Origin of the sequence: Bacillus sp. FJAT-27225, assembly GCF_001685025.1 — a bacterium.
Taxonomy (GTDB): Bacteria; Bacillota; Bacilli; order Bacillales; family Cytobacillaceae; genus Bacillus_D.
The window spans coordinates 522,466-535,944 of the sequence record NZ_MAYU01000001.1 but is presented as its reverse complement, the minus strand read 5'-3'; the positions used below and the strand labels follow the sequence as shown (position 1 = coordinate 535,944).

At 45.0% G+C, this 13,479-nt stretch carries 14 protein-coding genes, 1 tRNA gene and 2 other annotated features; of the genes, 12 read left to right on the top strand and 3 right to left on the bottom strand.

Features of this window, described 5'->3' with window-relative positions; all coding sequences use genetic code 11:
- The first annotated feature begins 21 nt into the window (after positions 1–21).
- From glpK to A8F94_RS02720, 4 genes are all read left to right on the top strand, one after another.
- Positions 22–1,512: a glycerol kinase GlpK gene (gene glpK, locus A8F94_RS02735; RefSeq protein ID WP_066195270.1), complete on the top strand. Its 1,491-nt coding sequence runs from the start codon at positions 22–24 to the stop codon at positions 1,510–1,512.
- A 23-nt stretch (positions 1,513–1,535) separates the two neighbouring features.
- Positions 1,536–2,033, top strand: coding sequence for a metallophosphoesterase family protein (locus tag A8F94_RS02730; protein ID WP_066195268.1), 498 nt, complete (start codon positions 1,536–1,538; stop codon positions 2,031–2,033).
- A 219-nt stretch (positions 2,034–2,252) separates the two neighbouring features.
- Entirely contained in the window at positions 2,253–2,456 is a 204-nt protein-coding gene (locus tag A8F94_RS02725) for a cold-shock protein (RefSeq protein WP_066195265.1), read from the top strand.
- A 44-nt stretch (positions 2,457–2,500) separates the two neighbouring features.
- Positions 2,501–3,391: a GNAT family N-acetyltransferase gene (locus tag A8F94_RS02720; RefSeq protein WP_066195262.1), complete on the top strand. Its 891-nt coding sequence runs from the start codon at positions 2,501–2,503 to the stop codon at positions 3,389–3,391.
- Between the two features lie 47 nt (positions 3,392–3,438).
- Here the strand turns inward: A8F94_RS02720 and A8F94_RS02715 are convergent, their stop codons facing one another.
- From A8F94_RS02715 to A8F94_RS02705, 3 genes are all read right to left on the bottom strand, one after another.
- Entirely contained in the window at positions 3,439–3,726 is a 288-nt protein-coding gene (locus tag A8F94_RS02715; protein WP_066195259.1) for a DUF6509 family protein, read from the bottom strand.
- 169 nt (positions 3,727–3,895) lie between these two features.
- Positions 3,896–3,979: transfer RNA gene (locus A8F94_RS02710), tRNA-Leu, on the bottom strand.
- Between the two features lie 104 nt (positions 3,980–4,083).
- On the bottom strand, positions 4,084–5,355 hold the full coding sequence (locus A8F94_RS02705) for an MFS transporter (protein ID WP_066195255.1): 1,272 nt from the start codon (positions 5,353–5,355) through the stop codon (positions 4,084–4,086).
- Between the two features lie 144 nt (positions 5,356–5,499).
- On the opposite strand from A8F94_RS02705, the gene A8F94_RS02700 reads away from it, so the two are divergent.
- The 8 genes from A8F94_RS02700 to trpA all read left to right on the top strand — a co-directional run bounded on the left by A8F94_RS02700 (position 5,500) and on the right by trpA (position 13,457).
- Entirely contained in the window at positions 5,500–6,144 is a 645-nt protein-coding gene (locus A8F94_RS02700; RefSeq protein WP_066195251.1) for an MOSC domain-containing protein, read from the top strand.
- Positions 6,145–6,209: 65 nt separating this feature from the next.
- Positions 6,210–6,457: a binding site (T-box leader), on the top strand.
- A 50-nt stretch (positions 6,458–6,507) separates the two neighbouring features.
- Positions 6,508–6,744: a binding site (T-box leader), on the top strand.
- Between the two features lie 60 nt (positions 6,745–6,804).
- Complete coding sequence (gene trpE, locus A8F94_RS02695) at positions 6,805–8,208, top strand: anthranilate synthase component I (RefSeq protein ID WP_066195248.1); 1,404 nt, start codon at positions 6,805–6,807, stop codon at positions 8,206–8,208.
- Positions 8,205–8,801 (top strand): anthranilate synthase component II, encoded by a 597-nt coding sequence (locus A8F94_RS02690; protein ID WP_066195245.1) that lies wholly within the window; start codon positions 8,205–8,207, stop codon positions 8,799–8,801. The genes trpE and A8F94_RS02690 overlap by 4 nt, the downstream gene beginning before the upstream one ends.
- A gap of 242 nt (positions 8,802–9,043) precedes the next feature.
- Positions 9,044–10,066, top strand: a complete 1,023-nt coding sequence (gene trpD / locus A8F94_RS02685) for an anthranilate phosphoribosyltransferase (protein WP_066197200.1) — start codon at positions 9,044–9,046, stop codon at positions 10,064–10,066.
- Positions 10,066–10,857 carry an indole-3-glycerol phosphate synthase TrpC gene (gene trpC / locus A8F94_RS02680; RefSeq protein WP_066195243.1) on the top strand — a complete coding sequence of 264 codons (792 nt, stop codon included), beginning with the start codon at positions 10,066–10,068 and terminating at the stop codon, positions 10,855–10,857. The genes trpD and trpC overlap by 1 nt, the downstream gene beginning before the upstream one ends.
- Positions 10,854–11,474, top strand: coding sequence for a phosphoribosylanthranilate isomerase (locus tag A8F94_RS02675; protein ID WP_066195240.1), 621 nt, complete (start codon positions 10,854–10,856; stop codon positions 11,472–11,474). The genes trpC and A8F94_RS02675 overlap by 4 nt, the downstream gene beginning before the upstream one ends.
- Positions 11,471–12,679, top strand: a complete 1,209-nt coding sequence (gene trpB, locus A8F94_RS02670) for a tryptophan synthase subunit beta (protein ID WP_066195235.1) — start codon at positions 11,471–11,473, stop codon at positions 12,677–12,679. The genes A8F94_RS02675 and trpB overlap by 4 nt, the downstream gene beginning before the upstream one ends.
- Positions 12,672–13,457 carry a tryptophan synthase subunit alpha gene (gene trpA, locus A8F94_RS02665; RefSeq protein WP_066195233.1) on the top strand — a complete coding sequence of 262 codons (786 nt, stop codon included), beginning with the start codon at positions 12,672–12,674 and terminating at the stop codon, positions 13,455–13,457. The genes trpB and trpA overlap by 8 nt, the downstream gene beginning before the upstream one ends.
- Positions 13,458–13,479 lie beyond the last annotated feature (22 nt).

Sequence of the window (13,479 nt, the reverse complement as noted above, 5' to 3'; positions counted from 1 at the left end):
TATAATTGACAGGAGGATCATATGGGAAACTATATTCTTGCATTGGATCAGGGGACGACAAGCTCGCGCGCGATCCTTTTTGATCGTGACGGACAAATTGTGCATATGGCGCAGAAAGAATTTACACAGCACTTTCCGAAGCCAGGATGGGTAGAACATAACGCTGAAGAAATTTGGGGATCGATTCTTTCTGTAATAGCGTCGTGCCTGACAGAATCAGGGGTAAAACCATCAGAAATAGCTGCGATCGGCATTACCAATCAGCGCGAAACGACAGTTGTATGGGATAAGGAAACTGGACGTCCGGTTTATCATGCGATCGTCTGGCAATCGAGGCAGACAAACGATATTTGCGAAGAGCTGAAAGCCGCGGGGTACAGTGATTTATTTAGGAATAAAACGGGCTTATTGATAGACGCTTACTTTTCAGGTACAAAAGTGAAATGGATTTTGGACCATGTGAGCGGTGCCCGGGAAAAGGCAAACGATGGGAAGCTGTTATTCGGAACCATTGATACTTGGCTGATCTGGAAGCTTTCAGGTGGCAGCGCCCATGTGACCGATTACTCTAATGCTTCGAGGACGCTGTTATACAATATTTATGACCTTAAATGGGATGAAGAGCTTTTGTCCGTTCTTGATATCCCTGAATCGATGCTTCCTGAAGTCCGTCCATCCTCGGAGGTTTATGCCAAAACAGCCCCGCACCATTTCTTTGGCCAGGAAATCCCGATTGCCGGAGCGGCCGGTGACCAGCAGGCTGCGTTGTTCGGACAGGCATGCTTCGCGGAGGGCATGGCGAAAAATACATATGGAACAGGCTGCTTTATGCTTATGAATACAGGGGAAAAGGCGGTTAAATCGAATCATGGGCTGCTGACGACGATCGCCTGGGGTATTGGCGGAAAGGTCGAATATGCGCTTGAAGGCAGTATTTTTGTTGCCGGCTCTGCAATCCAGTGGCTTCGTGATGGACTTCGGATGATCCGTTCTGCTAAGGACAGTGAGACATACGCATCAAGAGTCGGCTCTACCGATGGAGTATATGTCGTACCAGCTTTTGTTGGCCTCGGGACTCCATACTGGGACAGCGATGTACGGGGGGCTGTATTTGGGCTGACGAGAGGCTCAGCAAAAGAGCACTTTATCAGAGCTACCCTTGAATCGCTTGCATACCAGACGAAGGATGTCCTATCAGCGATGGAAGCGGACTCAGGTATCAGCCTGAAGACTTTACGGGCTGATGGCGGTGCTGTCAATAATAGCTTTTTGATGGAATTTCAGAGCAGCATTCTTAATGTGCCGGTTGAAAGGCCTGTTATAAATGAGACAACCGCCCTTGGTGCCGCTTACTTAGCTGGGCTGGCCACTGGTTTTTGGAAGGATAGGAAGGAAATTAGTGAACAGTGGGCAATTGGCGGCCGGTTTGAACCTGCAATGGAGGATAACGAGCGCGAACAGCTATATTCCGGCTGGAAAAAGGCTGTTCAAGCCGCAATGGCGTTTAAATAATTGAAGGAAAGGGGTATGCCAGCTTGAAGATTGTCGTCATTTCAGATACGCATATTCCAAAGCGGTCAAAACAGCTCCCCGATGAGCTGCTAGAGGAGGCCAGTTCTGCAGATCTGATTATTCATGCCGGTGACTGGCAGACTGCACAAGTCCTAGAGGAGCTTTCCACGTTTGCCAAAGTGGAAGGGGTAGTTGGCAATGTCGATGGCCCGGAGCTGACAGCCCTTTTGCCATTCAAAAAAGTTATTGAGGCCAATGGATACAGGATTGGCATTGTCCACGGCCATGGAAAGGGAAAGACAACCGAAAAGCGGGCAATCGATGCGTTTTGTGAAGAGGAAGTAGACTGTATCGTATTCGGCCACTCCCATATACCAGTCCTTCGATATGAACAGGACATCCTCCTTTTTAACCCGGGTTCACCAACTGATAAACGAAGGCAAAAATATTTTTCTTTTGGAATTATCCATGCAGGAGAAAGCCTTGTTGCCAGGCATATATTTTTCAGTGCAAAGGCTTAGCAGTTTCCGTATGACCTTTTTAAAGAAATGTGCTATAATGATAGACAGAAGGAAAAACAAAACAAATTTTCAGCATCACCGATTTTATAAAGAGCGGCACATATGTCCTTTTTATAATGCGGTGTTTTTTTCTTCAGGGCATCTAGCAGTAAAGGGATATGTCTGCCCGCTTCGGAATCGGAATCCACCGATTGAATAATGTTAATGGAGGTGCCTCGAATGGCGTTTGGAAGAAGAAATGTTGAAGAAGTTGTACTGGAAGCTACTGAAGTTTGGGAGTGCACTGCAGATGGCTGCAAAGCCTGGATCCGCGATAATTTTAAAAGTGAAGATGTACCCCAATGCCCAATCTGTAAAAGTGAGATGAGACGGGCAACAAGGGAGATTCAGGCAGTCGCAAACACTAGCAAGCGCTATATCTAGGTTCATCATTTTCAGTTATTTTTGGAAAAACAGGGGCGGAGCCTATGGAAATTGTCAAAGTAACGGCTCAACATGCCGACGCATTCATCCAATATTGCAAATCGCATCGGGATAGCCTGGACGATTCATACCTTGGCGATGACGAGCTGAAAGCACTTAAGCTTGAAAAAGATGACCCATCCTACATCGCTCTGGATCGAGATGAAGTGATTGGGGCCGTCAGCTTGAGGATGGATGATTATTTGCTTCGGGGAAAAAAGGCCCGGTTCCGGATCCTTCATAGTAAAGACAACTCCTCTATTGTGTACGACCAGCTTTTTAATGCAATTAAAACTGAAATGGCATCAATTGAAACAGCAGTCCTGTTTATTCCGGAGGGAATGGCTTCAGTTAGGGACCAGCTTATTAGGCTGGGTTTTCAGGTTGCCAGATTCTCCTATCTATTAACACGGAAACTACAGCAAGTCCCGGCCGTGCAGCTGACTGAAGGATATTCGGTAAAAATATTTGAACTTGGAAAAGATGAAGAAGCATATTGCCATATTCGCAATACAGCATTTTCGACACTGGCTGGATCTGAAACACCTATTACTCCTGAGGAAACAGCCAAACTGGCGGTGCGTAAAGATTCGGTTCCAAACGGAATTAGATTCATCCTGCACCATGGCAGGGCTATTGGCCTCGTCCGCGTAGCAAAGGATTTGTACAATGGTATTCCGTATGCTGTTATTGGTCCATTGGCACTTTTGCCTGATTACCAGAAGAAAGGCCTCGGCCGGCAGTTATTGCGGGCAGGCCTTACAGCCGGATTGGAATCAGGATTCGATCATGCCATCCTGAGTGTAAATGCCGAAAACGAACTGGCAGTCCGCCTATATACAAGTGAAGGCTTCACAACAGAAGAATCTTTTGTTTGCTATCATTATAAACCATAAATAAAAGGTGTCCGCTTACGATCGCGGACACCTTTTGTTATACGTATTCAAGCTTCATCGATATGATTGCTGCAATACTGAATCACCATTTCTTCTTCATCTTCTTCAAGAGCCAGGTCCAAAACTTTTCCAGACTCTTTTTCGAAGAAATTGTATTGGGCTATTTTCTTCTTGTCACCCTCGATTGCAAAAATAACCTTTAACCCAGTCCCAGCCTCAGAATAAAGCTCATCTTCTTCGTCAATTTCCAAATCAAGCAAAAATTCAAAGCGTTCACCTTTCAATAGGCCGAATGGATCCTCCAAATACTCTACTGAATGTCCAATTATCTCCATATGTGTCTACCCTCCAAGCTTCAGATCTTGTCTTTCCTTAAAATAACACAACAATGAGGTAAATCAAAACTTAATGTGAATGGCGAAAAAATAGTATACGGGACAGCCCATAAAAAAACTGTCCCAGTTAAGCCGTCAGGCAACGACTTTTTGGGACAGCATCTTTTTATGCGGATGAGAGGACTTGAACCTCCACGGGGTTGCCCCCACTAGAACCTGAATCTAGCGCGTCTGCCGATTCCGCCACACCCGCAAATATGAATACTTTTATACTATAACATATTTTTGAGCTATGTATATCATTTTTTTCTGAGTTCGAGGACAAACATAACTGAAAAGGCAGCTGTTCAGCTGCCTTTAAAAGTGTTTAGGATGTTTCTGGTTGGTAGGGCGGATTTGCCTGATTGTCACAAAAGCGCTCAGGATACAAACACCGCTAAGCAAGATGAATATCCAGACATCCGCTTTTTTCATCAGGAGAGCAATGACCGGCGGCCCAACCGCAACACCGATAAAACGCATCGAACTGTATATCGACGTGATTGTACCCCGTTCTTCTTTTTCGACTCCTTCAGTAATGAGGGAATCCAGGCAAGGCAAGCTTGTGCCGATGCCAATACCGGCAATCGTAAACATCAGGAGCAAGTACCATAGCTTATCGGAAAAATACAACGCAGCGATTGCTGCCCCAGCCATTACAATCCCAATTAAAATCAGCCATTTCATTAATACTTTATTTTTCTTGATCACCTTTCCCGTAATGAAGGAAGCGAGGCATAAAGCACCCAATGGCAACGCTAGGAATAACCCCTTTTTAATATCTTTAATCGCATACTGTTTTTCAAAAATATCGGATAGGTAAAAAAGTATTCCAAACAGCACAAACATCAAAATGCCGCCAATGAAAAAGATTGCATAGAGCCAGCGCCCTTTTTTCGTAAAGGTTTCTTTGACACCTTCGAAGAATTTTTTGAATGGAACAGGCTTGTTCGTAATCTTTGGGCATTTTACTAGAAAAATCATCATGATGATTGATACCGTACAAAATAGCGGGATTGAGATAAATGGCAAATACCAGAGAATTCCGGCCAAAAACGATCCAAGCACAGGGCTTAGTACCTTTCCAAGTGTGTTTGACGTTTCGATCATTCCAAGTGTACTGCTCACATCGTCATCATTCTTAAAAAGGTCTCCAACAAGGGGAAGGACAATTGGAAAAGCCCCAGCAGCACCGACTCCCTGAAGAGCCCTGCCTGCAAGGATAATCCAGTAGGCATCATCGGCTTTCCACGATGCCCAGCTTGAAATAATTCCGCCAACTGCTGCAATAATGAGGCTTGGAATAATCACTTTTTTCCTCCCAATATGGTCGGACAAATAGCCGGCAAAAGGAATCAAAACAATGGCCACTATCGAATAAACAGTAATAATCATGCTCGACTGAAACGGAGAAATAGCCAATTCTTTTTCCATCCTTGGCAGGACTGGAATCAGCATCGAATTTCCCAAAGTCATGACAAGCGGAATGGAAGAAAGGGAAAGGATTGCCCATTTCTGTTTGGAAAGCTCAGAAGACTTTCCTTTCTTTTGTTTATCTGTCCCTATGCACAGTTGATCAATGTGATCCATGTTCTACTGAACCGCCTTTGCTTCGTTTTTCTTTCCTTGCCGCAGCAATGGAAGTGTATACTGGTTGTAACCTTACTATTTGCTTATTTTAGAAAATGTAGTTAATCAAAACACATCCTTTTAATGGGATTGGAGGATCTGGAAATGAATGAAATGAACATTGTCCAATTTTCACTTGGAAAACCTAAAAAATTTTTGCATAATGGCAAAGCCTATCGTTCGGCAATTGGCAAAGAGCCAGTACTGGAAGCTTATCTCTACAAGGAGGGGCTTGCAGGCGATGGAGTGGCACATCCTGCCTTTCATGGAGGGCCTGACCGGGCACTTTGTTTATATCCGTATGAGCATTATGCAAAGTGGGAGGCTGAATTCGGAAAAAAGCTTGAGCCGCCTATTTTTGGAGAAAATATTACTGCAACCGGCATGCTTGAAAAAGATGTACATATAGGAGATATTTTTAAGATTGGCAATGCAACTGTACAGGTAACTCAAGGAAGAATCCCTTGTTCAAGCATCTCAAGATACAATGATATTGATGTGTTTCTTAAACGGGCGATGGAGACATGCCTGACGGGATATTTCTTTCGTGTGCTAGAAGAGGGATCGATTAACAGGGAAGCCAATATTGAATTAATCCAGAAGCATCCTAAAGGAATCTCAGTTCTAAGTGCCGCTGAAATCATTCTTCATAAAAAGCGGCATAATCAAGCACTCATTCTGGAAGTGATTGACATTCCCGAGCTTGCTGAGGAATGGAGAAGGAGTCTAAAAAAGCTGGTGAAAATGTAGTATATTTTAAAAATTTATAAAATTTAGTTGACTTTCGCGAATTACAGTATTAATATTAAACACAATATTAAGCGTTGACGAAGAGTAGTAACCATAGCAGAATCTTAAGAGAGCTGATGGATGGTGTGAATCAGTGATGAAGCTTTGGTGAATGGACTTCCGAGCACTTGACCGAAACCCGTTTAGGAAGTAGGCTCAGGCGGTTTGCCTTTCCGTTATAATAAGGCGCGTATTCGGCTTTTTAAGCCCGATACGGACTAAGCGGGCTGTTTTCAGCCAACAAAGGTGGCACCACGGGTTTCCCGTCCTTTATGGACTGGAGCCCTTTTTTGCGTTCAAAAATGTTGTTTAAAATTTCATAATGACAAATCGTTGAGCAAGGGGAGTACATTCTTTCAGATTGTCACAGAGAGCCGGGATGGTGGAAACCGGTACAGGAGAAGGGATGGAATGGGCTTGCGAGAGGCACTTTGAATGAAGTAGGGGTGCACGGGTTCTGCCGTTAAAAGGATAGGGTATCGGACTTTTCCTGTACCTGAAAGAGGAAGCAGATTTCTGCTTCAACTGAGGTGGCACCGCGGTTATTTAATCGTCCTCTATACACATTTCGTATGTGTATAGGGGACTTTTTTATTTACTGAAAAAGGAGGGACAGCACCAATGCTGAAACAATTAAAAACGCAGACAAAACCGCTAGTTATTGAATTGAACGGGGATACGTTGACCCCTGTATCCATATTTCAAAAGCTGTCCGGCACGAAAAAGTTTCTTCTCGAAAGCTCCCTGAAGCATCACCAAGCTGGACGATTTTCGTTTATCGGTGCTGACCCTGCTTTTGAACTTAAAACAAGTGGAGGGGTGACACGGCTAATTTCAAATGATGGAACAGAAACCTTTTTTGAAGAAAGCCCGTTTAATGTTATTCAAACTCTTCTGCGTGAACCGGACTCAAGCGGAGTGCCTTTTCCGTTTTTTGCAGGAGCAGTTGGATATGCGGGCTATGATATCGTTCGTTTTTACGAGAGAATCGGCCTTGAACTTCATGATGAAATCGGCATGCCCGATGCACATTTCATGTTTTACGAAGAGTTGGTCGTATTCGATCACCTGGAGCAAAAGGTGTTTCTGACCGGATACCCTCTCCTGGAAACAACGGATGATATGAGCCTGTCCATAAGGCTTGAAGGAAGGAAAAAGGAATTGGGAGCCAAACTTCCTGAACAGGAACCTGAAGCCTTTAAACTCGGGACCTTCCGGCACTCCCTATCAAAGCACGATTTTATTAAAAAGGTTGGCATTGTTAAAGAGCATATTGCAGAAGGTGATATTTTCCAGGCAGTCCTTTCACACCGACTTCAGGCTGATTTCACGGGAAATACGTTTTCCTGCTACAGAAAGCTAAGGACTCATAACCCTTCTCCATATATGTACTATTTTGAATTCGGCGAGTATACAGTAATTGGTTCATCACCGGAAAGCCTGGTCAAGGTTGATGGGAGGACAGCCTTCACAAATCCGATTGCCGGGACGAGGCCGAGGGGAGTGGACCCTGACATGGAAGCAATCCTCGAGAAAGAATTAAAGGAAGATGCGAAAGAACTAGCCGAACACAGGATGCTTGTTGACCTGGGCAGGAACGATCTCGGACGTATTTGCAAATTTGGTTCAGTACAGGTCAATAAATACCTGGAGATTGAAAAATACCGGCATGTCATGCATCTTGTTTCCAAGCTGAAAGGAGTGCTCCGTGAAGAATTCTCTTCTCTGGATGCATTAGCTTCCTGCCTGCCGGCTGGTACGGTCTCGGGTGCACCTAAAATACGGGCTATGGAGATTATCAACAATTTAGAAACCAAAAAGAGGGGGCTTTACTCAGGAGCAATCGGTTATGTTTCCCCGAATGGCAATATGGATTTTGCACTTGCCATCCGGACAATGATTGTTACAGCAGAAGGCCGGGCATTCATCCAGGCAGGGGCAGGTATTGTACACGATTCCAACCCTGAATCGGAGTACGAAGAGACGATGAATAAAATGAGAGCTTTCCTTGGAGGTTTAAAATGATTCTGCTACTTGATAATTACGATTCGTTTACATTCAATTTGTTTCAATACATTGGAGAACTTGGGGAGACCATCCTGGTTGTTCGAAATGACCGGTTTACCATTGAGGAAATACGGACCCTCCAGCCGAAAGCGATTGTTCTATCCCCAGGACCAGGTAAGCCCGAGGATGCGGGGATATGCATGGAGGTTGTTAAGGAATTGCATGCGGAGTATCCAATCCTTGGCATCTGCCTAGGCCATCAGGCGATTGCTCAAGCCTTTGGCGGCGTTGTCCGGAAGGCAAAGCGGGTGATGCATGGAAAGGTTTCTCTCATTAGCCATAAGAGCAACGGACTGTTTGTGGGTCTTCCAGAATCGATCGAAGTTATGAGGTATCACTCCCTTTCGGCTGATGAAGAAACATTGCCTTCTGAACTGATTGTAGATGCAACAGTGGTTGATGATGGGGAAATCATGGCCTTCCATCACATTGACTACCCGATTTACGGCTTGCAGTTCCATCCGGAATCAATCGGTACCCTACATGGGAAACATTTGCTAAAAAACTTTATTTTAAAAATAGCTGTGTTAGAGGATAGCGTTGCATTTTAAAAGTTATTGATTGAAGCGGAAGGCACGTAGACTCGTTCGAAAATGCATACGCATTTTCTCCTGCGATGCTTTTTCAGGGAAGTTATTCAACGTCCTGGCGGGAAGAAAGGTCAGTGGGAGACCCCGCAGGCGCTTGCCGCCGAGGAGGCTCCCAGGCCGCCCGCGGAAAGCGAAGTGCCTGGAGCGGAAATCAACATTCATGTTTAACAAAGTTTTTAGAAAAATTGGAAGGACGGATATACATGAAGGAATTTTTGCTCCGGTTATCTGAGGGCAAGTCCCTCTCTGAAGTTCAAATGAAGGATGCGGTCGGCATGATGCTTAATGATGAGGCAGAAGAAAGTGAGATTGCAGCATTTTTAATGGGATTGAAGATAAAGGGAGAAACACCTGATGAAATTGCCGGGATGGCAAAAGCAATGAGGGAGAATGCAGTTGGATTCGGTAAAACACAAGGTGCAATTGACAATTGTGGTACTGGCGGAGATGGGGCTTCGACGTTTAATGTCAGCAGTACATCTGCATTTGTGCTTGCCAGTGCGGGCATCAAGGTTGCAAAGCATGGAAACAGAAGTGTTTCCAGTAAAACTGGCAGCGCGGATGTTCTTGAATATTTGGGGATAAATTTGGCACTTTCCCCTTCAGAATCACAATCGCTGCTAGAGGAAATCGGAATTACCTTCTTATTTGCTCCACAAGTCCATCCAAAGCTGAAGCGAATTATGAAGGTAAGGAAACAGCTGAAAATCCCGACTGCGTTTAATCTTATTGGACCTTTGGCAAACCCAGTCGATCTTGATTATCAGCTTGTCGGTGTTTATAAACCAGAGTTTGTCCCGCTTTTTGCCAATACGCTTGCGGTACTTGGAAGGAAGCGTGCTGTGGTCATAAACGGAGCCGGATCGCTCGATGAGGCATCACTGGCCGGGGAGAACACGCTGGCTATCGTTGAAGGCGGGCAAGTCAACTACACAACAATCACCCCCGATAATGTTGGGCTTCCATACTATGCCAACACTTCTATCAAAGGTGGCGAAGCGAGTCAAAACGGGGAAATTCTTAAAGGTGTCCTTAAAGGAGAAAAAGGGGCTTATCGCGACACTGTCCTGTTAAATGCAGGAATCGGCCTTTATACAGCAGAGGCTGCCAGCTCGATCCCTGAAGGTGTCAAATTGGCTGTGGAAATGATTGATTCCGGAGCGGCCTATAAAAAACTGGAGGACTTGAGGGAGTACTCAAACAAGTTCAGGAAGGAGGCCATTTGATGGAAACAATTTTGACGAAAATTTTAAAAGAAAAAGAGATTGAAGTGATCAGACTAAAAGAGTCCAGGCCTGTTGTTAAAGAAGAACGGAACCAAAAGCGGTCATTCATTCAGCAACTGAGAAATTCCGAACAATTATTGATTATCGCAGAGTTTAAGAGGGCATCTCCATCAAAAGGGGTGATCAACATAGAACTTGATCCCGCCAAACAGGCGAGACAATACGAGCTTGAAGGGGCACAAGCGATTTCAGTATTAACAGATAGCCCGTTTTTCCAAGGTTCATTCGAGGATTTGAAGGCTGTAAGAGAGGCAGTCAATCTGCCTGTTTTATGTAAGGATTTCATTATTGATGAAGTGCAAATTGACTTTGCCTATGAAGCCGGAGCCAATCTTGTTCTGTTAATTGTAGCTGCACTTGAGGAATCAAGGCTTCGGGAACTCTATCATTATGCCCGCTCTCTGGGGCTTGAGGTGCTTGTGGAGGTTCATGATGAAACTGAACTTGCGGCCGCACTTCGATTAGGTGCTGATTTAATTGGTGTCAACAACAGAGATTTGCGAACGTTCGAGGTAAAGCTTGAAACAACAAAATCACTTGGGCCAATCGTAAAAGAAGCAGGTGCGTTCTTCATTAGTGAAAGTGGCATTAAAACAGCCGAGGATGCTGAACTTGCTGCGGCTTCGGGTGCGGATGGACTTTTAATAGGCGAATCTTTTATGAAAAGCCCAGCCCTATCCAATAGTTTTACAGCCTTCAAAGTGACGAGAAAGGAAGTGGCCAGGAAATGAAAGTCAAAATCTGCGGAATGAAAGATACAGCTGCGGCATTAAAAGCTGTTGAATACGGAGCCGATGCACTGGGATTTGTTTTTGCGGACAGCAAAAGGAAAATAACAAAAGAGGCTGCCAGGGAAATCATCGATAACCTCCCTAGCCATGTCATGAAAGTGGGCGTCTTTGTAAATGAAAAGAAGGAAAGAATTGAAGAAATCGCTGCTTTTTGCGGTCTTACTCATATACAGCTTCATGGCGAAGAATCACAGGAATTCATTGATGAACTTCGTTATCCTGCCATAAAGGCACTTAATATCAATGGGCGCAGGGACTTATTGAAAATCGGGGAGTACCGGACAGAGTATATTTTGCTGGATAGCCCAAAAGGCACGTATCGCGGCGGAAGTGGTTTATCCTTTGACTGGGAATTTCTAAAAGATTTCGAACTGAACGGGCAAAAGGTGATATTGGCCGGCGGGTTACGCCCGGAAAATGTTGCAGAAGCAATCATGACAGTAAAACCCTACATGGTGGATGTATCGAGCGGAGTCGAAACTGATGGACAAAAGGATTTAGGAAAAATAGAGGCATTTATCAAAGCTGCTAAAAAAGTGGGAGGGGTTACAGTATGACAACATATACATTGCCAGACGAAAGGGGACACTTCGGGATGTTTGGCGGAAGATTTGTACCTGAAACATTGATGCAAGCGATCCTTCAAATGGAAGAGGCTTATAAGGAGGCGAAGGAGGATCCGGACTTCCATCATGAAATCAATAGGCTCTTAAAGGAATATGTAGGAAGGGAAACGCCGCTTTATCTTGCAGAAAATCTTACAAGGCATGCTGGAGGAGCTAAAATTTATTTGAAGCGCGAGGATTTAAACCATACAGGCGCACACAAAATTAACAATACAATCGGCCAGGCACTGCTTGCGCTTCGAATGGGCAAACGAAAAATAGTCGCCGAAACCGGTGCGGGCCAGCACGGTGTTGCAACCGCGACAGTCTGCGCGTTGCTTAACCTGGAATGCGTTGTTTTCATGGGGGCGGAGGACGTCAAAAGACAGGCTCTTAATGTATTCAGGATGGAACTTCTCGGCGCAAAGGTAGTCAGCGTCGATTCCGGCAGCTCTACCTTGAAGGATGCCGTTAATGAAGCACTCAGATACTGGGTTGCCAATGTTGATGATACGCACTATCTCCTAGGCTCGGTTATGGGCCCGCATCCTTTCCCGGTAGTTGTCCGCGATTTTCAAAGTGTGATAGGAAAGGAAACGAAACAGCAATTTTTGAAAAAAGAAGGAAGGTTGCCAGAGGCTGTTGTGGCATGCATTGGCGGAGGCAGCAACGCAATCGGCATGTTCTACGAGTTTATACAAGAAGAGGGAGTTCGCCTATTTGGTGTTGAAGCTGCAGGTAGCGGAATTGATACACCTTTCCATGCGGCATCTATGGCAAAGGGGAAACCAGGTGTCCTGCATGGCGCCTTCATGTATCTTTTGCAAAATGAAGAAGGCCAAATCCAGGAAGCTCATTCGATTTCAGCTGGCCTTGATTACCCGGGGGTCGGCCCCGAGCACAGCTATCTAAAGGATTCGGGCAGGGTCACATATGATTCCATTACGGATGAAGAAGCGTTAGCCGCGTTTAAACTGCTATCCATCAAGGAAGGAATTATCCCAGCGCTTGAAAGTGCCCATGCAGTCGCATATGCTGTAAAACTTGCAGGGAGGATGTCCGCTGATGAATCAGTTGTTGTCTGTTTATCCGGCAGGGGTGACAAGGATATTGATACAGTACGGGCTAGATTGAAAGGAGGAAGTGGAGATGAATAGGTTGACACTCAAACTTAACCAGCTGTCGAGTAAAGGGGAAAAGGCTTTTGTCCCCTATATCATGGCAGGAGATGGCGGTATTGAAAAATTGGGTGAAACTATTAAACTGCTTGAGAGTTTCGGTAGCTCTGCAGTGGAAATTGGAATTCCATTTTCCGACCCTGTCGCTGATGGCCCAGTTATCCAGAAAGCCGGCATCAGAGCCTTGAAAAAAGGCACTTCTCTGAAAGAAACGTTGGTGCAAATCGGGCAAGCCAGACATCAAATCTCAATACCGATCATCATTATGACGTATGTCAATCCGATTTTGGCCTACGGAATTGAGAAATTTAGTCATGATTGCAGTGCCGCTGGTGTCGACGGCTGCATTATCCCCGACTTGCCAATTGAAGAAGAGTCCTTTATAGAACCCTATTTAACAGAAGCGGGAATTGAACTTATTCGGCTCGTTACTTTAACGACACCAATTGAACGAATTGAGGACATTTCAAGAAAAGGCAATGGCTTTCTGTACGCTGTCACAGTGAAGGGTGTTACAGGCGGCCGGACAAGCTTTCATGAGGAATTAAAAAGCTTTCTTTCAAAAGTGTCACAGGTTAGTAGAATCCCAGTCCTGGCTGGATTCGGAATTTCAACAGATGAACAGGCAAAAGAGCTTGCATCGTATTGTGATGGAGTCATTGTCGGAAGCAAAATCGTCGAGCTGCTGGATGAAGGGAACATGGAAGAATTGGAGAAGCTTGTTTCTTCTCTACAAAAAGTAGCCGCTCCTAACTAGCCTAGCATAGAGCACGCCCCTT

Coding starts and splice junctions, on each gene's coding strand:
- glpK (WP_066195270.1), top strand. CDS start 22: ATGGGAAACTATATTCTTGCATTGGATCAGGGGACGACAAGCTCGCGC.
- A8F94_RS02725 (WP_066195265.1), top strand. CDS start 2,253: ATGGCGTTTGGAAGAAGAAATGTTGAAGAAGTTGTACTGGAAGCTACT.
- A8F94_RS02720 (WP_066195262.1), top strand. CDS start 2,501: ATGGAAATTGTCAAAGTAACGGCTCAACATGCCGACGCATTCATCCAA.
- A8F94_RS02715 (WP_066195259.1), bottom strand. CDS start 3,726: ATGGAGATAATTGGACATTCAGTAGAGTATTTGGAGGATCCATTCGGC.
- A8F94_RS02705 (WP_066195255.1), bottom strand. CDS start 5,355: ATGGATCACATTGATCAACTGTGCATAGGGACAGATAAACAAAAGAAA.
- A8F94_RS02700 (WP_066195251.1), top strand. CDS start 5,500: ATGAATGAAATGAACATTGTCCAATTTTCACTTGGAAAACCTAAAAAA.
- trpE (WP_066195248.1), top strand. CDS start 6,805: ATGCTGAAACAATTAAAAACGCAGACAAAACCGCTAGTTATTGAATTG.
- A8F94_RS02690 (WP_066195245.1), top strand. CDS start 8,205: ATGATTCTGCTACTTGATAATTACGATTCGTTTACATTCAATTTGTTT.
- trpD (WP_066197200.1), top strand. CDS start 9,044: ATGAAGGAATTTTTGCTCCGGTTATCTGAGGGCAAGTCCCTCTCTGAA.
- trpC (WP_066195243.1), top strand. CDS start 10,066: ATGGAAACAATTTTGACGAAAATTTTAAAAGAAAAAGAGATTGAAGTG.
- A8F94_RS02675 (WP_066195240.1), top strand. CDS start 10,854: ATGAAAGTCAAAATCTGCGGAATGAAAGATACAGCTGCGGCATTAAAA.
- trpB (WP_066195235.1), top strand. CDS start 11,471: ATGACAACATATACATTGCCAGACGAAAGGGGACACTTCGGGATGTTT.
- trpA (WP_066195233.1), top strand. CDS start 12,672: ATGAATAGGTTGACACTCAAACTTAACCAGCTGTCGAGTAAAGGGGAA.